12 protein-coding genes and 1 tRNA gene are annotated in these 26,980 nt (G+C 38.9%); 6 read left to right on the forward strand and 7 right to left on the reverse strand.

The features are described 5' to 3' along the window. Positions 1-56: 56 nt before the first annotated feature. Both dnaE and AC2SLP_RS04540 read right to left on the reverse strand, forming a co-directional pair. Entirely contained in the window at positions 57-3,752 is a 3,696-nt protein-coding gene (gene dnaE / locus AC2SLP_RS04535) for a DNA polymerase III subunit alpha (protein WP_486535451.1), read from the reverse strand. A gap of 396 nt (positions 3,753-4,148) precedes the next feature. After that, a tRNA-Arg gene (locus AC2SLP_RS04540) sits at positions 4,149-4,224 on the reverse strand. Positions 4,225-4,707: 483 nt separating this feature from the next. On the opposite strand from AC2SLP_RS04540, the gene AC2SLP_RS04545 reads away from it, so the two are divergent. The 4 genes from AC2SLP_RS04545 (at position 4,708) to recD (ending at position 17,273) form a co-directional block, all read left to right on the forward strand. Beyond that, complete coding sequence (locus tag AC2SLP_RS04545; protein ID WP_486535452.1) at positions 4,708-4,887, forward strand: hypothetical protein; 180 nt, start codon at positions 4,708-4,710, stop codon at positions 4,885-4,887. Positions 4,888-5,138: 251 nt separating this feature from the next. Further along, positions 5,139-9,926, forward strand: a complete 4,788-nt coding sequence (locus AC2SLP_RS04550; protein ID WP_486535453.1) for an exodeoxyribonuclease V subunit gamma — start codon at positions 5,139-5,141, stop codon at positions 9,924-9,926. Positions 9,927-10,027: 101 nt separating this feature from the next. Next, entirely contained in the window at positions 10,028-14,611 is a 4,584-nt protein-coding gene (locus AC2SLP_RS04555; protein ID WP_486535537.1) for a UvrD-helicase domain-containing protein, read from the forward strand. A gap of 232 nt (positions 14,612-14,843) precedes the next feature. Further along, positions 14,844-17,273: an exodeoxyribonuclease V subunit alpha gene (recD, locus tag AC2SLP_RS04560; protein ID WP_486535454.1), complete on the forward strand. Its 2,430-nt coding sequence runs from the start codon at positions 14,844-14,846 to the stop codon at positions 17,271-17,273. Positions 17,274-17,444: 171 nt separating this feature from the next. On the opposite strand, the gene AC2SLP_RS04565 is transcribed toward recD, so the two are convergent. Together AC2SLP_RS04565 and AC2SLP_RS04570 are read right to left on the reverse strand one after the other, a co-directional pair. Further along, entirely contained in the window at positions 17,445-18,011 is a 567-nt protein-coding gene (locus AC2SLP_RS04565) for a hypoxanthine-guanine phosphoribosyltransferase (protein ID WP_486535455.1), read from the reverse strand. Positions 18,012-18,119: 108 nt separating this feature from the next. Beyond that, positions 18,120-18,785 carry a hypothetical protein gene (locus AC2SLP_RS04570; protein ID WP_486535456.1) on the reverse strand — a complete coding sequence of 222 codons (666 nt, stop codon included), beginning with the start codon at positions 18,783-18,785 and terminating at the stop codon, positions 18,120-18,122. A gap of 313 nt (positions 18,786-19,098) precedes the next feature. Between AC2SLP_RS04570 and AC2SLP_RS04575 the strand changes: the two genes are divergently transcribed. Beyond that, on the forward strand, positions 19,099-20,970 hold the full coding sequence (locus tag AC2SLP_RS04575; RefSeq protein ID WP_486535457.1) for a hypothetical protein: 1,872 nt from the start codon (positions 19,099-19,101) through the stop codon (positions 20,968-20,970). Between the two features lie 26 nt (positions 20,971-20,996). Beyond that, positions 20,997-22,682: a hypothetical protein gene (locus AC2SLP_RS04580; RefSeq protein ID WP_486535458.1), complete on the forward strand. Its 1,686-nt coding sequence runs from the start codon at positions 20,997-20,999 to the stop codon at positions 22,680-22,682. A gap of 135 nt (positions 22,683-22,817) precedes the next feature. Here the strand turns inward: AC2SLP_RS04580 and AC2SLP_RS04585 are convergent, their stop codons facing one another. The 3 genes from AC2SLP_RS04585 to AC2SLP_RS04595 form a co-directional block, all read right to left on the reverse strand. Next, positions 22,818-24,584 (reverse strand): DUF3482 domain-containing protein, encoded by a 1,767-nt coding sequence (locus AC2SLP_RS04585; RefSeq protein ID WP_486535459.1) that lies wholly within the window; start codon positions 24,582-24,584, stop codon positions 22,818-22,820. Between the two features lie 69 nt (positions 24,585-24,653). After that, complete coding sequence (locus AC2SLP_RS04590) at positions 24,654-26,015, reverse strand: DUF2868 domain-containing protein (protein ID WP_486535460.1); 1,362 nt, start codon at positions 26,013-26,015, stop codon at positions 24,654-24,656. Positions 26,016-26,093: 78 nt separating this feature from the next. Further along, entirely contained in the window at positions 26,094-26,852 is a 759-nt protein-coding gene (locus AC2SLP_RS04595; RefSeq protein ID WP_486535461.1) for a GNAT family N-acetyltransferase, read from the reverse strand. Positions 26,853-26,980: the final 128 nt, after the last annotated feature.

Raw genomic sequence — 26,980 nt, forward strand, 5'->3', positions numbered from 1 at the left:
AATGTTCTTAAGATAATTTATGTTTTAAACGTTATACAGCCCCTAATCAAGCGCTATTATGAATAATGAAAGTGCAAATGATCATCCGCCACGATAGTGCTGAGCTGCATTAGATTGTCATCACTAGGATACATACGCCAATCCTCATTGAGATCCACATTAGCAATAGCAAAGTCGCAGAACACATTCAGTGATAGTGGAATACATCCATCATTTATAGTTGGGTTCATATTAGAAGGTACGTTGTCGGGCATGTAATTGTGCATAACAGGCGTCACTGCACCGTTTTCATGACTGTTCTGGTAACCGTTTTCGTAATAGGCATTGGACATATCTTGCCCGTTGACATCATCCATGTCATCATCAAAACTTGAGGATTCAATAAGCGCTGAATCTTGACGTGGAATAATATCTGCTTGAGCGGTCTTTAGTAGCGGCTCTATCGAGTGTAGCAACTGCTCATCATGAGTATGAATCTTAATGGTGATTTTTTTGATCCAGCGCTGACGACATTCTAGTAGCGTATAAGCATTATCTAACCGAGCGAATATTCTGCCATCCTTATCACGAATACCGCCTTTAATCACAATCACTTCATCTATTCTAAGCTTGTCTTTGATACGGTTAAAGCGTTCTGGATAGCAGCTGACTTCAAGTCGTGCAGTGCCGTCGTCGAGGGTGATCACGCAGCGGTTGCCAAAGTTTGCGATATCCATGATTAAACCCGCAAACATGGTACTACCGTTATAGCCTGTGTCCGCTAATCTATCTAAGCGGGCATTATTGGTATAGATGGCCACTTCTTTACGATACTGATCGAGGGGATGTCCAGTCAGATATAGCCCTAATGTGTCTTTTTCAGCTTTAAGACGATGTTTGTCTCCCCAGATCAGATCAGCATCAGTAGGGAGAGGGGGAGCAGTGGTCGCGTTATCAACTTCACTGAACAAGTCCATCATCCCCAGTTCATCATTTTGACGTTGCTGCTCGGCCGCTTGTACGGCACTTGGCAGCTGCTTCATCAAAGCACCGCGAATTTGATGATGCTGATCTGTATCTAAATCAGGACGCAGCGTCATCGCAAAGTCATCGAAACATCCTGATTTGATCAATGCTTCCAACGTTCGTTTATTGACCTTTTTAATATCGACACGGCGACAGAAGTCGTATAAATCAGTAAATGGCCCGCCTATCTGTCTTGCGTGTACTATGGACTCTACTGCACCTTCACCCACACCTTTAATGGCGCCCAGTCCATAAATAATATTAGTAGGTTTATCAGCTACAAAATGCCATTCGCTTCGATTAACCGAAGGGTTGTCTACAGTTAAATCAAAGTTTTCACGGCAGTCATTGATGAAAAATACCACGTTATCAGTATTGTTCATATCGGATGTGAGCACTGCCGCCATAAATTCGGCAGGATAATAGTATTTTAGGTAGGCAGTTTGATACGCCAACACCCCATATGCCGCAGAATGTGATTTGTTAAAACCGTAACCGGCGAACTTTTCCATCAAATCAAAAACACCCCCAGATACCACTGGATCGATGCCTTGATTGGTAGAACCCGATACGAAGATATCGCGCTGTTTGGCCATCTCTTCTGGTTTTTTCTTACCCATCGCGCGGCGCAGCATATCCGCCCCGCCTAGACTATATCCAGCCATAACCTGAGAGATCTGCATGACCTGTTCTTGATAGACGATAACGCCATTGGTATTTTCTAAAATTGGCTCTAGGTTTGGATGATCATATACCACCTTTTCACGGCCATGCTTGCGGTCAATATACATCTCTACCATGCCGGCATCTAAAGGACCAGGTCGGTATAATGCACACATCGCGATCACATCTTCGATATCAGTTGGTTTAAGCTTAGCCAGATATTTCTTCATGCCAGAGCTTTCTAATTGGAATACCGCAGTGGTTTTGGCATCTTGTAAAAGTTTATAAGCATTTTGATCATCAAGCGGTAAATCTTCAAGCTCTATGGGCGGCTGGTTTTCACGAGCACGTCTTTCGTTAATATTTTTGACAGCGGCATTGATAACGGTAAGGTTACGCAAACCTAAAAAATCGAATTTGACCAATCCTACAGATTCAACATCGTCTTTATCAAATTGACTAACGCGGTGACCTTCTTCATCACAATAAATAGCGCTAAAATCAGTAATTTTATTAGGCGCAATCAATACACCGCCGGCATGTTTACCGACGTTACGCGTAATACCTTCAAGCTTTAATGCCATCTCCCAAATCTCATTGGCATCTTCATAATCCATATTGTCTGGATTGGAGATTAGATCTTTGAGTTGAGGCTCCTCTAATAGCGCATCTTGTAGGGTGATACCGGGCGTTTTGGGAATAAGTTTGGAGATTTTGTCAGCCAAACCGTAGGATTTACTCTGAACGCGAGCCACATCACGTACCACCGCTTTGGCGGCCATCGTACCAAAAGTAATGATTTGTGATACCGCTTCTCGGCCATACTGACTGGCCACATATTCAATAACGCGATCACGGCCTTCGATACAAAAGTCAATATCAAAGTCGGGCATAGACACCCGTTCAGGATTCAAGAAGCGCTCAAACAGCAAATCGTAATGTAACGGGTCTAAATCAGTAATATTAAGCGCATAAGCAACTAATGATCCCGCACCTGATCCACGTCCTGGACCTACAGGGACACCGTTGGCTTTAGCCCAGCGAATAAAGTCCATAACGATTAAAAAGTAACCGGGGAATCCCATCTTTAAAATGATATTGAGCTCGTGCTCTATACGCTCATCGTAGGGCTTACGAATCTCAGGCCAGGTATCGTCACGTTCTTCTACAGGGTAAAGTTTATCAAGCCTTGCATTAAGACCACGTTTGGATTCTGAGCGAAAAAAAGACTCGACTGTTTCGCCCTCTGGAACCGGAAATTCAGGCAATACGTTAATACCAAGGGTTAAATTAACGTTGCAACGCTGCGCGAGTGTGACCGTGTTTTCTATCACTTGAGGTATGTCAGAAAATAACTCGACCATCTCTTGTTGAGTTTTTAAATACTGCTGGTCTGAATAGTTACGGGGCCGATTTGGATCTGCTAATACATAAGAGGTTGCAATACAAACACGCGCTTCATGAGCATCAAAATCTTCTTGTTTTAAAAATCGAACATCATTGTGCGCAATAATAGGAATCGCGTATTGACTGCCTGCATATATTGACTGTTTGATAAATGCATCTTCACCGGGGCGGTTGGTGCGCTTAATTGCAAAATATAAACGATCACCAAATGTCGATTTGTATTCCTCTATCAACCGATAGCCACGTTGTGGATTTGAACCTGTTAAAGCGTGGCCCACATCTGAATGTTCGGTGAATAATACAATGACCCCCTCATTGTTGTCTAAGATGTGTTGCTTGTTAACAACAGGAACTCCTCTATTATCGGGGTTCATACGCCCTTCAGTGAATCCAAGTGATACAATACGGGTGATACTTTTATAGCCTTCGTTATTCATGGCCAATAAGGTTAATCGAGTAGACTCGTCATCAAGTATAATCTCTGCACCAATGATGGGCTTTATACCGGCGCCCAAGCACGCTCGATAAAACTTAACTGTGGCATATAGATTAGATAGATCCGTCAATGCCAACGCCATTTGACCGTCAGCGGCGGCAGCTTTTACCAAAGGTTTGATGCGAATAATCGAGTCTGTAATTGAAAACTCACTATGAATACCAATATGTACAAATGCCATAAACGACCTGATTGTCTAAATTTTAATAGCTCAATATAAAAGCTTAAAGAATAGGGGGGAAATACAACAACATTATTTAACTTAATGAGAGGTATAACTATAAACAGTAAAAAAGTTAAATTTAATCATAAACTTAAAAGGTTTAATTGACTGGATTGTTTAGTGAGCTAAGATAGTAAAACGGGTACACTAACGATCTAAAATGAGAGATAACTATAGCACTTTTTGAAACATTGAGCCATCAAAAATAGGGGAATGCCCTAGCTCATTTTGGAGTGATATATAAAATAATAAAAGAACTAATCATAATTTATTGAAAGATAGGGTAATGAATGGTCTAAGTTCAAAATTGATAAATAAACCTTTTGAAATACTAAATTGTCTAAGTATAAAAAGTGGTGTGCTTACAGGGACTCGAACCCCGATCGATCGCTTAGGAGGCGACTGCTCTATCCTGTTGAGCTATAAGCACCAAAGAAACAATTAATTTATACTTTTTTAAAGTGTGAGCTGTTAATTTGTGTTCTAAATTTTACCTGCTTGCGGTATTTACGGCAAGTTTTGCTATTTAAACTAATCTTATCATCACCATTATAGGCAGTTCTATCAATAAATCACCCTCGATGAAAGTCATTGAATTTAATAGCATTAATATTGATAACGTCAATGGGCAATGGGTGGGACGTTTGACTATTATTTAGCCATAATATACCAATGACTATTATAAGAAGTAGAATAAACGCAGCACATGTAACTAAAAAATAAAAATAAATAGACTTTTTCGTGTTTGCCATAAGGTTTATTCACTAAAGATTACGGATTAATCAAGTTTTAGGGTCTGTTGAACATTCAAATATGGAACTGGCGGCGGTTATTTTTTAGGCAATATGCAGGGAAGTTTTAGACACTTAGTTATTCTAAGTTAGAACTCCTAATTATTGAAAGTCACAATATAGTGACAAAAAATAGACCCGCCCCTGAGAACGGATTAAGCAAAGCAATGCTTAACCTTGAGCATAGCTCTCGTCTTGTGCTCGGACAAAGCAATGCTTTGCTATATCCTCGCTCACGTTCGCAAGGCGAGAGCTGTGCTCGAGTGAGGCTGATGCTAAGATTGCCCCAAACGTTGTTGTAAACCTAGTTAAAGTCCAATACGCTTCGGGCATTATCGTCGGTTTACGCTTTGTTTAGAACACAGCTTTGATTAATTGGTAGCTATTAGCAGTCCTAATATTTGAATGTTCAACAGACCCTAAATACAATTAAATTTATCAGATGCTAACTATACGACATTTATTGACGCATTATTTAAAATTTAGCTCATATATGCTTAATTATTAGGTATGCTACAACAAGTTAGGCCAAATTAAAAAAGAAAAACAACTTATGTTCAAAATCATCCAATCTCACCGCACTGAAAATCTGGTAGAGCGTCTGCTCGAAGAATATCAGTCACAGCAGCAGTCTATTTTTGATCCGTTTGTGGTTATTGTACCCTCAATGGTATTAGGTGATTGGCTGGATAAAACCATAGCCAGTCGAGCAGGGATTAGTACGTTGGTAATGACTAAGTTTTGGGGTCAATATCAGTGGACGCTGATGCAAGAGGTATTAAGTTGTCATAATTCATATATGCTGAGTCAAGATTCAGAAGCAAAAACCTTAAATGTACCCGAAGTTGCGGTACTTTCACCCACAGTGATGCAGTGGCGCATCTTTGGCTATCTAACTTATTATTTGCCGCTTATTCTTCGTGATAACAAACACCCTTTAAATGCCATTGTGGATGCTTTAATTGAAACCAACATTAGAACTGATACTGAAGATGACACACAAGCGCAGTCTGATGTGAATGGTGAAGCAAGGATTCAAGATACACAATCTAGCATCTCTAAATCCTCTTCTTTAACCTCTTCTGCTAAGTCTCAACAAGATTCAAGACTGTGGCAGCTGGCGAATGATTTGGCGCGGGTATTTAATCGCTATCTGACCCATAGAGAAGATTGGTTACTGCAGTGGTCGTTTAATAAAAAGCTTGATGTAGAACAGATGATAGCTGAAAAGGATGCCTTATCGCTGCATTTTGATGAATATTCGCGTGGGACACCTTATTGGCTGGTCGATCATTATGCAGAGCTTGAAGAGGCGCAGCGGTTTTTGTGGTTTAATCTTTTCGCTGATGTACACCAATACCGAGTGGCATTAGAAAAGCAATTTTGGAAGGCGCTAGAGTCAAATAATGCAGGCGAGCGGGATAAGCTGCCAAAACAGCTGCGTATATTCACCATACAACAACTGCCGCAAACTGAGCTTGATTTCTTACAGCAGTTGTCACTTTATATGGACATTACATTACTGCATTACAATCCTTCACAGCTGTTCTGGGCAGATATTGTCGATAAGTCTTGGTTGCAGCGTCAACAAATCATCAATCCTGAGAGTGTGTTTCTTCGGGATTATGGTCATAGTTTATTATCTCGCTTAGGCAAGCAGTCTCGCGATACGTTTGCTATGCTTGCAAATTTATCAGGTAATGAGCAGTTTGAAGATGCTGTGGTTGATTGGCATGATGATTTTAATGACGACTTTAGCAAAAGTTATATGACTCATGATAACGTTGAATTTAAGGATAGTTTAGATGATATAGATGAGACTAGAGTTGTTAATTCAGATGACGCTCAGCATAGTTTTAAATTAGATAACGAGCCAAGTCTTCTACGCCGATTGCAACATGATGTGTTGATGCTTGATGAACGCGGAACTCAGCAAGCTGCCGCAGTTACTGTCTCAAAGTCTATTAGTCAGCAAATCGGACAAGACAATGACTCAGTTATAACCCAATCTACAGACGATTCAAACTCATCTAATCAAACCCCTTGGTATGAAGAAGAGGCCTTAAAGAACAAACGATTTTCAAAGCATCGACAATGGAATTTTGCTCAAGATAACAGTTTATCTATTCATTCATGTCATAGTCTACAGCGCCAGCTTGAAGTCTTACGCATTATGATTGGACGCTGGCTTAATGAACCTACCAAACCCGATGAGAAAATACGTCACATCTCTGATATCGTTGTTTTATTACCCGATGTAGAGCGCCATCATGCTCTTATTAGCTCCATTTTTGTCAGTGGTAAAGGACAAGATGGGTTAACCTTGCCCGCAAAAGTGACCGGTGTCGTAGATGCCTCTATTCGTCAGTTGTGGGAAGCCGTTATTGGCTTTTATAAACTTCTTGGTAGTGACAGTGCTCGCTTCGAGGCCGCTGAAGTACTGGATTGGCTAATGTTGCCACCATTATTTGAAAACTTTGGGCTGACTCATGATCAGATGAGTCGGGGTTGTGATTTACTGGTTGAGGCTGGATTTATACGTGGTTTTGATGAGCGTCATCTTCAGCAAACGTTAGATAATAAAGATTTCGATTATCGATCTACCTTCGCTTGGGCGTTGGATCGATTGAGCTTAGGTTTACTTATGCCAGAAGCTGAAATTACCGACTGTTTATACCCTATTGAAGAAAATCAATGGCCATGCTCTGCCATTGCAGAAAAAAGCTTGCCCCTGCCTCAAGTTAGTCTTAATGATGCGCCTATTATCGAAGCTTTATGCCTTATCTTTATAGGGCTAAATGAGCGCCGTTATGATTATAAAGTTAAGTTCAAAGCAGAAGAGTGGTTGTCTCAAATTGAAACCAATGTGATACATCGCTACTTTGAAAAAGTCGATCAGACTCGAAGTATGCGCGCCATATATAATGCCATGAATGGGTTTAAATCCAGCCTACGTGCCAACCGTCATTATCAGCAATACGCATCAACAACGGCTGACACCGATACCATTACCAATGATACGAGTGCAGATTTAAATGATAAAGAGTTGGAATCCAAACTTGCTAAGGTTGAAAAGCTCCCATTAAAGCTAAGCTTTATGCTCGACAGTATCGAGGCTGAGCTTGAGAGTCAACAAGTTAGTGCTGAGCCAACTGGCGTCATTACCTTTGGTCGCTTTGGCGCACTCAGAAACGTACCCTTTGAGCTGGTCGTCATGCTCAATATGAATCTGTCAGAATTTCCGAATCGAGATCGTGATAATCGATATGATTTGATGAAAGCAACTATTGCGCGCCGCGGCGATAGGGTCAGTGAAGATGACGATAATGGTGCATTTTTAGATGCGCTGCTATGTGCGCGAAATGGATGTTGGATATTTTATAACGGACAAAGTCTAACTGATACGCATGAGCATCTACCAGCCAATCCAGTAAGCGAGTTATTACAGTTTTTACAAGGAGAGGTGCAGTGGCAGGTAAATTCGTTGCAAGAATTACCCGAACAAGTTGATGCGACAGCTGAAAGTTTGAAGCGATCGCTACCACGGTTAGTAAAAAAGTGGTTAGTAACTGAGCATCCTGCCTTGCCTTTTCATCACAGTTTATTTCAAGAAGAGACTGATCCAGAAGGCTATGATGATGAAGGTCAGTCAGCATTTGATAGGCAAGGCAATCAATACGTCCAGACTGACCTGTTCCAAGCTTCAAATAATGACGCTGTAAAAACTAAAGAAGCAATAGAGCAAGATTTGGATCAAATATTAAATCATGCAATGGCTAAAACTAAACTTGAACAAAAAAAGCAGTTTCCACCTGCACCTATATGGCAGGCAGTGTTTGATACGTTAAATTCGCGTAATTCGGTTAAATCCATGCAGCGGGTTAAGTTGATTACTGAAAAAGAATACAAAGTTATTGCTGAACTATTGGGTAATCATAGCGGTCAGCTGGGTAAGCTTGATAATCAGGTTTTATCTGCATTAATGAATATGTTTAATTTAGCTGGCAATACCTATTTAGAAAAAGCCAGTTTGAAAAAAGACAGTTTAGAAAAGCAAAGCCTAGCAACGTTATTATTTAATATTACAGAGATCGATATTGAATCTGACCTTATATATCAGGTCCGCCATCCCGCAAAAGCCTTTTTACGCCATCAAAAAGTTCATGTACTTCGAGGTGAAGAAACAATGGCGGCGCAGGAACCATTATTTTTAGACCATTTATCCGCATATAAAATCAAAGAACATTTAATTCATGATTTATCAAGAATGGAATTTAAGCCATCTCATGACTTAGAAACAAAGTCCGTAGCACAGCAAGTCTTGATCTTTAAAAATATAATGCCAGCTGGCGTCGCACGTCAAACCACAATACCTAATGAAGTTCAACATCTGCATCAGCAATGTTTGCTATTTAGACATCAGATTGAAGACTATTGCGCTAAACAACATATAGAACTTGATTATGTCGCTGATGAGTCTAAACTCACTTCTGACACTAGTCATTCAAATAAGAATAATAGGTCAAATATTATATCAACTCTTATAGCACCTACGGCTGAACACCCTGTTCGTATTGAATTGAGTTCTATCATGAATCAATTGACCGATAATCAGCTGATGAATAATGTAGAAAATTGGCGACAGTGGTTACCTGATGTTATCAAGATAAAAGGGTTGGTACCATTTAAATTAAACTTAGAGTCCTTATCAGAAACTAATCAAGAATTAACAAGGTCAAAATCTGCATACAAGCAGTCCGGTCTAAGTTATGCGCAGCAATCACCAAAACAGTGGCTTAATATATTACCTAACTCCGCAAGTCCCCGCCATCTGTTAAAGTTTTGGTTATCACATCTGTATTGGCAAGTGGCTAGGCAGACAACGGTGAATCAAGTGGAATCAAATGATGGTATAAGTATTTGGTGCTTTAATAAAAGCAGCTCAAAGTTAGACGCTTATAAGTCTTGTACAACCTTTATGCTAAAGCCCGTACCCTATGAACAAGCAGTTGCAGAGCTAATAAAGTGGTCTATCTTCGGTAAGCTAGCCAGTGTTATGCCTCTGACACTTTTACCCGAGTATGCCTTGCTATACTTAGAAAAGAATCAAAAGGCTATTGATAAAGATCAAGGCAATTATTGGCCCAATCGTTCAGATTTTGCGGAATGGTTATCCCCTAATTATGGCAATGACACAATATATGACACCTGTTCGCAGCATCCAATATGGCAATATTTACTTCGAGATCAGGATGTTTTTAAAGCTTTAACAGCATCGTTAAATCATTTATCTAAGTCATTATACGAACCAATGTATAGCCGATTAGAGGGTCTAGAATGAGCGAAGATCGTAGTTTATCAGATTCCCAAACCACTACTCACACTCTAGATAACGTGAGTAATTCAAACTCGAACTCAATAGATATTGATCTTAAAATCGAAATGGTTCCTGCTGTTGAAGTGGCATTATCAGGTCAGCATTTAATAGAAGCTTCAGCAGGTACGGGCAAAACGTGGACGCTAACTGGTATTGTTCTGCGTTTACTTATTGAAGCTCGGCGTGCCCCAGAGCAAATAATCGCCACCACGTTTACGCGTGCTGCAGCAGCTGAAATGAGACAACGTATACATGATCGTCTTGTAGACTTTTATCAGTTGTTGCAGTGGATAAAGGGCTTAAGTGCTAATAAGGATAACCTAGCATATTTATATCCAGATATTCTGCAGATCGTTCCTCAAAGCTCAGATGGTTCTCATAAAGGCTCTGATAAAGAATCTAAAGTTGATACTAAAAAACGTGATAACGAGCCTAATATAAATAATCTATCAAAAAATGGCGCTTCAAAGATCGACTTATCAACAATCAAAACATCTAACAAAACAACCAAAAACGATCCAGCCGATAATGATAAAAACTTACTGCAACAATTAAAATCACAAGCTCAAAAGCATCGAACGGATTGGTTGATAAATCAGGCATCAGCAGCTCGTTTAGATTCAATCATGCAAGATCCGATTAACCTTCATTTGATTAGTTATCTATTAGACAATACTAAAACGTACTCATTAAATGAGGCAATAAAACGTACTGCATTAGTACTAACCACTTTGGATCAGCTGTTCGTAGGTACATTAGACAGCCTTGCGCAAAAGTGGTTGTCTGAATATAGTAGCGAGACTGGTCAACAGCAGAATATGTCTATTATAGAAGACGCCAGGATTGAGCAGGTTACTGACAGTATTATTCACGATGAGCTGCGTAAGTTTCAAAGTAAGCTATATCATGAGCAGCCTAAGCTATATGAGCTGATGGCTCAAAAAGGCGCTTTGACAGATATGGATAATCATAAGAAATACGTGTCACGGTCATTAAACTTTTTCTCTGCGCCTATTGATGAGGTGCCTATTGTAGACGGATTCAACTTTCAGATTTTCGAAAGTTTACTAGATAGGTTCGCGCAGCACGATTTAAACGATATCCAACCATATTTGAATCCTGATTACAGAAAGTCTCAAGGTTTTAATAGTCGCTCAAGCTTACATACGCGATTTGACTCAATACTAGATATACATCAGCAAATTAAGGAACATAAACTAGCTTTTGAAAGCTATTTAAACGAGGATGTTGTTAAATTTTTAAAGTCTTTGATTGATGCAAGATACCCTACAGATGAGGGTAAGATTAAAAACTTTAATAAGAATAAAGAAAAACAGCATCAACAATTTTATGAGCTTCAAACCATTGACCTATTGATGTCTATTGTTGATATGGTAGAAGGTTTAGATCAGTATATTAATTTTTTACTAGCTAACCTTAATCGTAAAATAATACTTACGGTACGAGAGACTTTACCAATTACGTTAGAAGAGCGCTCAGAGACTACTTTTGGGCTGCAAATGGTGAGATTAAATAACGCATTAACGGGGAGACAAGGTCAAAAATTAGCGCGTTATATTCGTCATCATTATCCTGTGGCTTTAATAGATGAATCACAAGATATTAATGGCGAACAAGCGACCATGATTGAAAGTATTTATCTGGCTAAACCTCAATCAAATAATCAATCAAAAGCAGGCGCCAATAATGAATTCTTACTCTTAGTCGGTGACCCAAAGCAAGCGATATATGGGTTTCGCGGTGGTGATGTTGCCAACTACAATCACATGAAGAATAAATTTGATCATAAGAATATATGGACCCTGGATATTAATCGCCGATCCAATAGCGGCTTGATAGATTCTTTAAATCATTGGTTTGGAATGCCTAAGTCAAACTCTAAAAACAATAAATTGGCTCAGCTGGGTGAGGGTATCTATTATCAGCATATCAAAGCCCATAACACTAAGAGTGGACTGTCTTGGTTTGATTCAAATAAAGTCAGTAATGACTCATTTATTGAGGATGTATTGTCCGCGAAGCCAACCAGTATCATTCATCTGCCATACGATAAAGAAAGTGAGATTGATGAACATGAAACAACAGCACGGCACATCGCTGCTTTATTAAACAGCGGTGAAACCTTAAAAGGAAAGCCAATTCAGCCAAGTGACATTGGCGTATTAGCCAAAGCCAGAAAAGATTTAAAACGGGTAGAAGATGAGCTCATTAAGCTTAAAGTACCTACTTTAACTACCAGTGATGTGAGTATTTTTGAAACGGTGATGGCACAAGATGTGGCTGCCTTACTAAGCGCAATGTTATATCCATATCGGCATGACATGATTAATAGAGTGTTGACCAGTCATCTATACGGACTGAGCATAAGTCAAGTTCAAGCAATGATGACAGATCACGAATCGGGGGTATCACAGCAGGCTGAGGCAACTTTCAATCATTCACCTATTGGCAATAATGCTTCTAATAAGAACAATAGCGATAAGAATAATGACTATAAAAGCTATCAGGACTTTATTAGCTATCTAAAGCAAGGCGCACTTAATTGGCAGGATTACGGTATTTTATCAGCACTCCATTTTTTGTTCGATAAAAGTCCAATTCAACCTCAGGGCGTATGGCAATCGCTTGCAGCCCTACCAGAAGGTGATCGTCACATCATGGATCTACGTCAGGTTACTGATGTCTTGGCTCAATACGGCGCCGGCATGGGAGAGCATGAGCTGCTAAGTTGGTTTAGGCAAAATATAGAAGCTGCGCCCAGTAGTGATTGGGCGAAGCAGTATCCTCTTCCTACGGACTCTGGGGTTCAGCTTATGACCATTCATAAGTCTAAAGGTCTAGAGTTCCCAATTGTATATGTGCTGGGTATGGATAAAGCAAGTCGTAAATCAGGCAACAAAGAACAGTATGGACTGTATTTATACAACGCACGACAAGCTGCTTCAAATGCGGCTTCTTCTAGTCAGCCATCTTCGATTCAGCCATCTCTAATTCAAACATACTCTAATCAGCGAAGGTTTTCACCTGTAAAAGGCACGTCAACTGATGACAGCTATTATACTGATATCGAAACCCAAGAAGGATTCGATGAGTTCAGAAGGTTAGGCTATGTGGCGTTCACTCGCGCCAGTGAACAGCTTTATATCGTCTTACAAGACCCAAAAGATAAAAAGTATATGGATTTAAAACCTATGTTTTATTGGTTTGATTCAGATGAAGCCAAATTTGAAATACCCGACAGGCTAATTCAACATATTGGCATGATTCGAGCCTCTAATATCTATGCTTATAGCGATGCCGGTACGGTTACGAATTCAGAGTCAGATTTAGTTAAGGCGGGACACAAAAATAGACATAATGTTAGACACAAAGATAAAAGCAACAAAACCCAACAAGTAAAATTAGAACAAACTAATGCGCCTATTATTAAACCTATTGAGTATCAGCCTTTTGCAGAAGTTATGCAAAAACAATACTTTTTTGGTTGGGCTAAAACTAGTTTTACCGCGCTGGCACGTCAATTAGATGAATCCACTCAAGCCCTAGCGATAGCTGATGAGCGAATTGACGATGCCACAGAAATTGATATCAGTGCTATAGCGTCTGATCAAACTACTGAACTACTAACAAACGATTCAAATCTACCTGTTATTTCACATGTTGATACCAGTGAAATTAAGCCAGCAGATGATATTCGCTTTAGCTTTGTGCGCGGCGCTAATGCAGGTACTTTTCTGCATGAGGTTTTTGAAAAAATAGATTTTAATGATAATCAATTATGGTCTGCTGTTATAGATAGGGCTGTTAGAAGTTATCAGTTACCGTTGGTCTATACCAGCACTGAGCAGCAGCTGCGCACGTTAAGTTTAGCTCATATCGCTGATACAGATACTAATGTTGCTAACAACATAATTGATAATCCACATCATGTTCATGACCAAAGCCAACATGACTCAATAAATATTGATATTGACGGGGTGCAGCCCGAAGCCTTACAAAATTGGATTGCAGAAGTCTTACATACACCTCTTATGGCGTCAAATCAGCGTTTGGTAGACATTGCACCTAATAGACGCTTTGAAGAAATGAGCTTTAATATGGGACTATCTGAGAACTTCAAAGCTCAAGCTATTACCGAAGTGTTTAAACAATATTTGAGTGATGAGCCTGATAAACATGTCAGCTTAATTGCTCAAGGCAATCAAGGTCTATATCGATACTTGAGGGGAGAGATCGACTTGGTCTATGAGCATGAAGGTAAGTTTTATGTGGTCGACTACAAAAGTAACTATCTAGGAAATAGCCTAAACAATTATTCCCAAAATTCTTTAAAACAAGCCATGAGTAAAGCAGGCTATTGGCTTCAAGCCGCTATTTATCAAGTCGCTTTGCATCGTTTTTTAACAATAAGAATTAAAGACTACATTGGTAACGAGCATAAATATTTAGGTCCAGTAGAGTATGTGTTTTTGCGTGGTACTTACGATCTTAATAATGATCAAAGCTTAGGGTTAGATGCAAATGAGCTAAGCAATAGTATTGATGATGGGCGCTACGGTTTGGTAACGTGGGATATACCTATAGAATTTGTTAAAGCCTTAGACCATCTTTTTGGTAAGCCCCAATGAGTCATAATCAATGAGTAATTTTTAATAAGATAATGAGCTTATAAAACTAAGTGCATAGTAGAATAAATGTTTCAAAAGATAACGTATAAAAGTCTAAGTGTTAGTAAGCTAAATTAGTTAAAACAATTTGAAGGTAGGATATAACGTTTACATGCAGAATAAAAAAAATAGCAACACTAATAACAAATTGAATAGAAACGTGAATAATTCTCAAGTTAGTTGGGCGAGCACTGTGAGCGATTATATTTTAATGCGAAGACGGCAAACGTATTCAGCGTATGTTAATGAAGATACGGCAACCTCGCAAACAAGTATTACTACTCAAGCAAGCGTAACTTCACAAGCAGACAGTACTAATGAAACTGATGACGCATCACTAAAAGATTATGTAAGTTTAGATTTTGAGCTTGCATTTAATACCCATGACTGGTTATTTAAGTCAATATTTATGACTTTAGTAAAACAACTGGAAGAGGGTCATACTGTCTTAATATTAAAGGCGTATGATCGTGAGCCTCCAATTCAGGGTTTAGTTGGACAAGAAACTGTAAGTCTTTATCAGTGGCAAATTAAACTGTTAGATATATTAGCGGGACCCTTATATGATGTTGTCGATAGCTCAATAATAGCCTCGAATAAGACGTTCAGTATTCAACAAAGTCGAGATAGCGCTCCTATTTATAACTTGATTAATACGTTGTTGAGTAGGGGGACTCAATTATGGCTTCAATCTAATTTATCTAGAAGTGAAAAAGCTAATCTGGTTGAACGGTTCACACTGATTAAACGCAATTACGAGTTAATGCAACAGCTTAATTATATTGACGGCCGTTTGATTACATCTATAGATAGTTTAAAAAACTTTCAACACATCGTTGCTAGACAACCCTTATTCTCGTTTAATACGTCTTCATTAGACAGTATGAAGAATAACAAAACGAATAAAATTAAAAATAGCCTAAGCAAAAATTCATATAAATCATTCGAAAATACTGCAAATCAAACACCAATTATATATCAATCCCTACAATTAAATTCAGCTAAACCTACCGAATACACTTTGATTTTTTGGCTGCATAGAACTTGGCAAGCAGAGTACAATCTGGCCAACAACATTATCAATATTTTGAACAAGCCTGTAACACCGTTACCGATACAAATACCAGATAATTTAAATTTAGAACAAGTGGCAGCAGTACAAGTTGCCAATAAAAACGCCTTTAGCATCATTACCGGCGGCCCTGGCACAGGTAAGACCTATACCGTTGCTCAGCTGGTTATAGCCCTACAACAAGCACAAGATATGCAGGAGAGTTCTAAATCAGCAGAGCAGTCGCCTACAATTAGATTTAGTACAGATAATGCAGGGTTGGCTTTAGCAGCACCTACGGGTAAGGCGGCACAGCGAATGCAAGAATCCTTACAAGCCGCTTTAAATCACGCTAATGTTGAGGTGCAGCTGCAAGAAGCCAAAACTATCCATAGACTACTAGGAATAGGCCGTGATGGAAGACCAAGATATCATGCCAATAATCCTTTGGGTGAGGATATTATAATAGTTGATGAGGCGTCTATGCTTGGGGTAGAGCTTGCCAACTATTTAGTAAGCGCAGTAAAACCTGAAGCCAGACTAATTCTATTAGGCGATGATAATCAGTTAGCAGCAGTTGATGCGGGCGCTGTGCTAGCCGATCTATGTCATATACCTATGCTAAGTCAGAATCATGTACAGCTGCAAGACAGTAAAAGATTTGATTCTGAGTCTGGTATAGGTAAGCTTGCCGCTCAAATTAATAATCCATCGACTGACGTTCATCAAGTATGGCAACTGATAGACAGTGATCCATCTTTAAGTTTTCAATCGGTTATTTTCAATAATAGTTCTTCAAGTACTAGTTCATCAAGTAATAGTTCTTCAAGTACTAGCCCTTCAATAGCATCGAAGCAGCAAAACTCCAAAGAAACTACGCAAGAGTATAATAAAGATGAAACAAATAGCCTAAGCGATAAAAAATATTTGATGTTACTTTCTAATCAATATAAAGAATATTTATCAAAAATCGAAAACTTACAAAAAACACCTATTGCAAAATCCATACCCATAGAGGTCACTTCGACTATCTCTGAACTAATGACAGCGTTTAATAGATTCCGAATACTGAGTGCAGGTCATCATGGTGATTGGGGAGATGAAAATATTAATGCCTATCTTACGAATTGGCATATCACAAGTTTAAAGCTACCTCTTGGTAATAGTCGTTGGTATCACGGTCGTCCAATAATGGTATTGCAAAATAATTATGAATTGGGATTGTTTAATGGAGATATAGGGATTTGTCTGTTAACTGAGGTGGAGGGTAGTCAATTAGAGGTTTTCTTTGAAAACAAGACTCAAGGAATTGCGGTTAATTTACTCAATGAGGATTTGGTTTCTACCGCATATGCGATGACCATACATAAGTCTCAAGGTTCAGAATTTGATCATGTTGCTATTACCTTCGATACAAACCATGCAAGGCTATTGAGCAAAGAATTAATATATACCGCCGTCACTCGTGCCAAAAAACAAGTCACGATATATAGCACTAAGGCAGCTTTTGAAACAGCCATCCAAACCCCAACAGAAAGGCACACTGGATTAGGTTTGCAATTTATGACATAAATAGCAGTTTCCAAATTGCTTATTAACTCACATGTTAAGTCATTACGTCACAACAAATAAAGCACCTAAGCATAAAGCTAGGTGCTAATTAATACTCGCATATTACTATTTAAAACTGTTATGTACTCTAATATGTACTAGATACAATTATTTAAAATATTAAAACGCTAACTAAGTTAGTTTTTCTTCTTTAATCGCATAGATACCAGGTAGATGACGTAGGTAACCGTGAAAATCCATGCCACAGCCATAGACATAGCGATCGTCAACATTAAGACCTACAAAGTCCACTTCAAAATCTTTTACTTTGCGATCATGTTGTTTGTTTAATAGGACGCAGCAATCTACTGAAGCAGGTTTTTCCTTTTCAAGCTCTTCTACAATAGCTTTTAAAGTAATACCTTCATCAAAAATATCATCAACTAATAATACATGCTCGCCAGTAATATTAACATCTGGTTTGAATTGCCATGATAATTCATTGGTACCTTCGTTGTCACGATAGCGCGTCGCATGAATATAATGCATGCGATGATAAAAAGTTAAATGAGTTAACAATTGACCAGCTGGGATTAATCCACCATTCATCACGACCATAACGATGGGATTCAAACCTGCATAATGAAGGTTTAGCTGGGCTGCTAAACGCTCATAGGCGGCAGCAACTTCGATGCTACTTATCAAACATTCTGAATTACGAAGGGTTTGTTCTATCTCTTGATTGCTAATCTGAGTCATAGTAGATATACACGTAGTTATAAAAGGATGTATTTTAACAGGAATTTGCCACTCGGGCTAATCCTGTTAAACTAAGACATAAAATTTAGATTTATAACTTAGACTATCCTAATCCTTATCAACAATAAAAGTGCGATAGAAGTTAACGAGTCTATTCAGTGCATCATTAGGTAGCTCCGGCAGAAGCTTATTAATAGCAATATCTAATGCTTTGTTAATACCTGCTCTTGCAACAGGAACTGCTTTGCGTTTAAACATACCTAAAGGTAGCGTCTCTGAAAAACGAACTATGAAATGATCGACAACAGCATGGTTCATTGCGGTTAATGCGGATTTGAGCTTATGTTTGTCAACAGAATCTTCTGTAACTGAATCAAAACCATCCATAATCGTCTTTGCTCTATCTTCATCGAGCAGAAATCCAATACGGCGAATACCTGCATTATCTTCAAAAACCGTCTCTTCTTCCAAATAGCGCAAATTGACCATGACTTGTTCATTAGTATCTTTACCGAGCAAGATATTGAGCATGGTTTCAGTCGCACTCTCGATTTTAGTAACGATATTTTTCATTTTTGCTTTTCGTTCTTCATCTGGTATGACATTAATTAGATTCACCAATAGATTTTCAATAATCTCATAACCTATCTGCTGAGAGATATCATTACGTATAGGGTAGTATGGTTCAGTGCTACCTGACTCAACTTTTTGATATGCTTCATCGATCATATTAGAAAGTTTATCAGTTGGTTCAAATCCAAAATAGTGAGCCATTTTAAGTCCTTTTAAATTAAATAAGAATAGTTAAAGAAACATTTATGATTTTTTAATAATTAGTTAAATGTAACTTAATGTAGTCAAATATTGTGCTAATATAACTTAACTATTTTTAGGTTACACATAATTACGATAGATGATTAGGTCATCAATTCGTAATAGTACCCTAAAATTAAAACTTTGTGTTGTTAAACAATTGTTGTTTATTAGATTTATTGACATTTTAATATGACGTATTTGATTAACATATAAGTATGTTCGTTACTATGTCATTCATAGCATCAATTCTTGTTAGGATTTTCTAAATATTATGAAAAATCGTCCATTCATGTCTAACCATTTCTTACCGTCTGCAAACCTTCTCATTCTACCCTTTATCGGTGGAAGTTTATTGTTAGCAGGCTGTCAAACCAGTTATCAACCCCATACTACTAATGATTATATTTTAGATCAGCCTCTAACGAGCACCGCTGAATATAAACGCGATCTTAAAAATACCTATGCAAGCTATGAGTCTCAGTTCGAAAATAACCCAAACAACAATCCTGATATAAGTGCACAAGATAAGTTAGTTAAGGCAGTGCAAAGGCAGCTTTATAGTCCTCATGTTTCAGTATCACTAACCAGAATGCATGACAGTCCCTATATCAAAAAGGGCAGTGTTGATGAGAACTCTGATAGTATTTATTTAACGCTTATGGAATACGTTGTTGATTTTGCGGATGATTATTCAAGTTCATCAGACTATGACGACTATGACGACTACGATGATTACGATGATGAATACGATGAGCATGATGAATACAATGAGTATAACGATGAAGTGGCGCAAGCCGTAGAAGATTCTAATAGTGTGCTAGTATCCGATGAACAATACCATATCGAAGATGCGTACTATGAGGAGTACGATGAAAATGTCGATGAGGGTCTTAACGAAGAAGTGTACTATGAAGGAGACTATAATGAAGGAGACTATAATGAGGGCGACTATAATGAGGGCGACTATGATGAGTATTACTGCGATGAAGATGAGTATAGTGATTGTGAATTTAGTGAAGACGAATATGAGGTAGAGGAAAATTCGGAGCTTAAAGAAATTGTAGATATGCTATATAAATACTATCAGCGTACACCTGCTCAATTAGAAGCTGCGAATTATTACATTAATAAAAACACCTTATTAAGTCGTGTCACCGCTTTTAATCCTAATAATCGGACTGTCAATACCGTCTATAGCTACGATTTCGTATCACCTACCTCAGCTTATTCAATACAGCTTCCCGCTGCGCTTGATTTTAATCACGCTAAATTAACGGTCGATCCAAGTGCATTTTTTGGATTAATGGCGCTTATATCGCCCGAGAACACACCGCTTCCTGGAGAGCTTGAAGCTACAACTATCGCATTCAAACTGCCTAATGAGATCAGTCAAAAAATACCCCCAACAGTCATATATGATGCTTTTATAGCCGCTGTAGCGCATAGTTTGACTGAGCTTGAAGCGAGCAGCTTTACGCCATTAGATATTTCAAATGATGAATACGCTAAAAATTTAGGAGCTAGATCTGCTGTTAAGCTTAACCTCAATAGTCATCAAAGTGGAAAGCTAATTGGCGTTGTTGTTAAACATATGGGCAACCATTTAAAAGAATATGTAGATTTACATCCTGAACTTTACTCAGATTATGATATTTTCAATGTGTCAATCAACAAATGGCAGGATATGAATACTAAATTTCATACTTCTGATTTAGGTTCCTTCTTTCAGCTTATTGAAGCTGTCGCGCCGTTCAGTTTTAACCAAAATAATTATTACTATCTTGATGCTAAAGGCAGCTTATTAGGGTCGCAAACTGCGATTTCAATGAGTGGGGATATCCTCGGAGCCAATACAACAATTTTAGAACAAACAACCTATAACAAAAGACAATTTAATTCGCACCCTCTTAATAGCTTGTATCAAGAATCATTCGGTATTCCCTTCGAGAATACACTACCTAATAGTGTCGATGGTAATGATTGGTTCTCTAAAATAACTGATCGCAATAAAAAACTACGTGAAGCAAATTTGGCACGCTATGAGTATTCAATAGACGACTCAGAATACGCATCTGATACGGATGACTATACGCCTTCAGTGACTATCGAAGATGCCGGAAACGTAAACGATTATTTTAATTAATAGCTATAAAAAATTTAAGGTCAGCGATGAAAACTCAATCTAATAAAACCAATCTATCTACGGGTACCAAAACGGGTACAAAACTGGCATCCTTGTCTATTCTAATACCCCTAGGCATGACTGCATGTCAAACTGTGCCAAATAGTAACACTGCACACTTAACTCAATCGGGAAGCATGCCTGCACAGCATCAGTCTCAATTAGCTAAAACCACGCTGATTGAAGCACTACGTAGCCAGCGAACAAGTAGCTATGCATATCATGTTAACGTTTTAGGATCGAATGATCAAAGAAGAGCAGATTTAGCTAATGCCACATCGCATCAACTTGCTATGAGTGACGATCCTAGTACTCACTGTGAACATGTGCATGATGAAGCCTATGCCGACCTACTTACTGAATTTGAAGCTGCTGGCATATCAGACAGTGACCCTTCTTATACTGCTCAAGAAGCAGTGATTAAAAATAATTATCTCAGTTGTAGCGCAGCATACGACCAGTGGTACGATGCGCGGACACTTGATGAATACTCTAATGACTCAGATAACTCGTATGAGTATGATGACGATGAGTACGAGTATTCCAGCGAATATAACGAGAACGATGAGTTTTTACCCGGTTATGATGCTTCGCATACTAAACTTGATGCTCGCAAAGCAAATCTGATAGATGCTTATTTATTTAATCCAACGAGCATAACGGCCTCAGGGGTTTATCGACCATTACGAGGTAAAATTAGTATCGCACCAAACTTTGCTTACAAAAGCCGCAATTTAAGCTTATCAAAAACTGATTTGATTTATATTGATGCTAAAAAAGGTGAGATTTATATTTGGGCGGATACACTCGCATTAATTTTATCTAATTATTTTGATAAAGATCTTGGTTTGGGCATGCAAAACAAATGGTTAAAACTAGATCTTGTTGATGACAGTTTGTCCGATAGCTTTGCTCAAGATTTGATAATGGCTCATATTAAAGCTAAAAATGAAGTTCAAGCTAATTCAAGTCACAACCAATATCGTTTTTTATCCACCAATCAATTACTTAGTGGCACAAACAAACCTGATGATAAACATACGCCATATCTAAATAGGGCGTCAGTAATTATTGAACACAATATTCCTAAGAATAAAATTGAAGAAGATATAGACAACTATTCTGCTATCTTGCATAAAGAGATGACTCAAAAATATCCTCAACTCCTCGAAAATAATACGGATATTAATCCTGATGATCTCTCAACCATAAATAGTTTGGCTATATTCCAAAATCTATTTAGTCTCCTAGGTTTGACTGCCGAGCCTGATACCATAAGTATCGATGAAACTGAAGAAACTCCACGGTTTGATATTAACCAATCCGTTGATTATGCTGTGCGTGATTCTGATATGGCTAAAGATAAATGGGTGTGGCGTAATGTATATGGGCTAGATAATCAACGACGTATAACGTGGTATTTGGCTCAACGCCAAATGGATGCTTCAACCTATGGTGATGATGATACATTTAAAGACGTCAAACTTGAGGCGTTAACACGGTACTCTAATGTGTCATTGACTGCCCCCATGTTTGAGTCGCTTCCTGATGGTGCTCAAATGCCCAATAATAGCAATACTATTGATGCTAAAACATACTTTTATGATTTGCTAGACAGGTATGATAATGGTGAAGGAACGGTATGGGGTAATATGATATTGGGCGCGTTTTAAATAGGGCAATTCAGTCTAAATCTATTAAAGTTCGTGAAACTAAGGTACGTTTAATTAAGGTACGTTAAATTAAGGTACGTTAAATTAAGGTACGTTAAATTAAGTTGCGTCTAAGTGCGCGAAATGGCATTAGAGCTAAGCCTTTGGCTGTTTACGCGATTTTTTCAATTTAGTCGATAATGACCATGCCATATCCGCTCTTAACTCTATCGCATGCTCACTTTTACCACTTGCAAGACTACTCCATTGGGGTTTACCACGTGCTTTTTTAAGCTCACTTGGTAACTTATTTGGATCCCATGGCGGTAGGGTAGTTTCTTGTAGCTCAGTAATTGGGGTACCAGGTTTGGCCGCGTGACCCCGGTGACGCAGTGATGCTAGCAAGTCTAACGAGCGTGTTGCAAGTAAGGTAATGGTTGCGGGGTCAATATATAATCGTTTTACTCCCGTAAGTTTGTCAGCAATACTACTGGTATTTGACAATATACCACCTGCGATACCACCGATAGCTGCACCTAAACCTAACGTAGTACCTAACGCTGCAGCATCTAAGCCTAGTCCTAGCAGTGCACCTGCCGCAGCGCCCGATGTTGTGCGTAGCCCATAACTTTTAAGCAGCTCTGGATCAAAGGGATCTTGCTGATACTCATTGAGCTCAAGTGGTGTCACAACTGAGGTATTGTCGTAGAACTTATATAGGTTCATAAGTTTACTTTGCATTGCCCGCTCTGACTGACGCACCGCTTCTTGCATCTCATTTAATACAGGTAATGGGTCATCTTCATCATCTATTTCGCGCACATAAGCACTGACTTCTATTAAAAAATGCGCAATGATTATGGTGGCCTGTTCATACAATTGATGCCAGTCTTCACGGCGTCTTTCGATAAGTCTGTCCAAAGTTTCAGAATGCGTGAGCATGGTGGCTAAGTTAGACCATAGCGTCATCTCATCTTCAAACTCAAACGCCACCGAATCAAACCGAGTAGATATGTGCAAATTGCGACGTGCCAGCATGGTTTGCCACTCATCGATATTGGCGTCTTGACTGTCAGTAAAGTTAAATACGGGCATCACGGGTATAGCCGACCACGACAATACGGTTAATTCGTCCTTATATTTACCCAGTACAGGCTCTCGAGCGTCAATCACATAGATGGCCATATCACTTGCCAGCAATTGACGGATAACTTTAGCTTCTTGTGAATAGTCATCAAATGAATCAACGACAGTACCAAGTTGTTCATTACTTATGGCAATATCACTTGCCAAAAACTGTTGTAGACGCTCAATACCATCACGGCGACTGGCAGTATTATCCTCGAGCCAGTCCATGAGCCCTGACGCATCTTCAAGTCCGGGGGTGTCGAATAAAGCAACTAATGCTTCTTCAGTTTGACTGTCGCTTATCACAGCACGTTCAACATGACGCGTTGTGGCTGCTTCATCTTTTACTTCACCAAAATACATATCACGCAGTAGGGTTCGGAGTATTGAGGTCTTACCAGTATTGGTATGACCTACCACGGCTAATTTTAATGCTTCGCCGCCAGCAACTGTTGTTTTTTGAAGTAATGTCTCTTGACCTGCTGTAGTTCGATTAGCATCACCAATAGCCCCAGCCTTGACATGGGTTTCGCTCTGCGATAAACCGCCTTGTTTATGGGCGCTAAGCTTAGTAGTTTGATCAGCAGAATGCACGTTATTGGAGTTTAAATGGCTGCGTTCGCTATCAGTAACTTGAGATGATGAAGGTTCAAAGGCTTTATCACTAAATAGCCCTACTTTAGGTTTTTGTTCTATCTTGTTAGCAGTACTACTAGTGTCATTATCGTTATTGACGTCGTGATTACCACCGTTATTAGCGTCCATATGACTATTAAGCTTATTATTATTATTCATTGATCATCCAATCCTAATTAACTCGTTCTAATTGACTTGTTCTAATCAACTAGCACTAATCTATTAGCCCTAATTTACTAGGCCGATATGTCGTTCAGCTAGAGCTGTTTGCCACTGATTATGACGAACAGCGTCTTGAGTGTTGTCTGTCTTTTTAATATCTAAGGCATGATCTTTACTTTCAAGCAATTGAACAATTAAACCTTGCTTTGCAAATTTAGCAATATTATCAAGCTTACGCATCGTGCCGCGGTCGGGCAGGGCATTGGCATGAACCCCTAGCAATACCTGAACATCATTGTTTTCGAGATACTCAACCATGCGGTCCATGTCATCTCTATCATCTAATATACCAAATAGCTCAATATTATCTTGAATAAATTCATTGCCAGTAGCCACATACCAATCCTCCTCATAAGGTGGATATTCTAAAACGGCCACGAGCTTTTTACCCTTAGTCACTGTAGCTACTGGTGCAACGGGTTGAACCTTTTCAACAAAATCATCTTCGTCGACCACTTTGCGTTGCCAAAAGCTTAATATCTTTTGGTAATACGGCCGATTGATATCGAGCTTCATTTTTTTACGTTTAAACATTACGGCGCAAAACGCCCAAGCTATGGCTCTCGGAACAATACCGTACATAAGTAAGCTGCCAATTAATAAACTGGCCCATTGCCGAGCTACCGATAATGGCATGGTTTCGGTCGCCAATCGGCTCTGGACGATAGCTTCAGAATCAGGTACAGCAAAACCGACCATACTCGGTAACCATCCCAGTACACGAGTTAATCCAACGAGCGCTTCATTAGACAACAACGTTGATTCCCAGCTAAAGCTGTATTGACGTACAATAAGCAGAAAAATTATGGCCATTAACATGCCAGTCAATGTGGCCAGCCATAATTGGTGACTAAAACGGCTTAAGTACCACCGCATACCTGTATGATGGAGCTGTTTATCATACAGCGCTACAGCAGCTTGAGTCGCGTCATCTTTACCTCGAATAAGTGCTTTGGGACTTATAAAGCTTGTAACAATACTGGGTGATTGGCTGCCACGATTTATCACTGTCAGTATTATCCATCCGACTAACATGATGGTATGGAAACCTAACAAGCAGACCAGCACATAAAAAAAGTTAACCACATTGGTTTGTAATAAAGCAAACAAACCTAAAAATCCCGAGATACACCAAAGTATACTCATGATCAATATAATGCCTTTGATGCGACCATCTATTCTACTCAGAATATTAGATAACGCCCCGTTACTATCAACACGCTTAGCACGTCTATGAAGTTTTTCGATAGCTGTGCCTGGTTCATCTTGCATTTTTTCTGTAATCAGCAGCGGGTCTGTCGCAAACACATGATTATTAGTCTCAAGTTCACGAACCAATTCTGTTAGTTGATCTTGTTTAGATAGCATTTGGGGCGTTTCCTACTCTTATTTAACCTTATAGTAGCATTTAACATGCACTGAGAATATGCGCTGAATAACAACCCATTAAATTAAGATATATAGCGTTCCGACTAAGCCAATAGCAACGATTAAGAGCAAAATATTAAGTATGAGGTTAGATCCGCTGCCTTCACCCATCTTCGGTAGTGACATCGCCTTACGTTTTGGTGTGGTTAAGCGCATATCGATATGTTTAATGCCATCTTCTAAATATGCGCCTGATATAGGCTCAAAACCCAAAGATTGATAGAACTCGACAAGATACGTTTGTGCAGCGATACTGATGGGCTTCTTTTTATATTTGCTGCGGCAATACTTGATAGCACGCGTCATCATTTGACGTGCAAGCCCCGTATCGCGATGTTCTGCTACTACAAGCAAACGGCCTATGCGGCAATCTCCCTCAATATTTTTATGCGGTGTTTGTCGTTGATAAGAATGCATAACCTCGGTGCTATCGTCATACTGGTTACCATACTGATCATTATATTGGTTGTCATACTGGATGCTATCATCCTCTATAGTATCATCCTCATTACTGACAAACTTATGATCTGTAGCGTAGTCGGTTGCAGTTCTAGGCGATGATGGCATAGGTGTATTAGGTAGGATAATACGGCAGTATCCGATTAAGGATTGATCCTTATGCGCAACCATATGCAAACAGTCAAAATCAATATCATCAATATCTTGATACACGCATTTTTGTTCTACCACAAATACTTGTGAGCGTGCTTGAAGAATGTAGTACAAATCAACAGCACTTAATTCATCGAATTTTTTGATTGAATAACTTATTGCCATGGTTTAAATCTTAGTAAGGTCTGTTTAGAATTCAGGTTTATTATTAGGGTTATTTTTAAGTCTTAATTATAAGCGGTATGTTTTTAAACTGTATAATAGGTCATTATAAACTTAAACACCTTTGGGTT

The sequence above is a fragment of the Psychrobacter sp. CX21 genome, assembly GCF_057396255.1.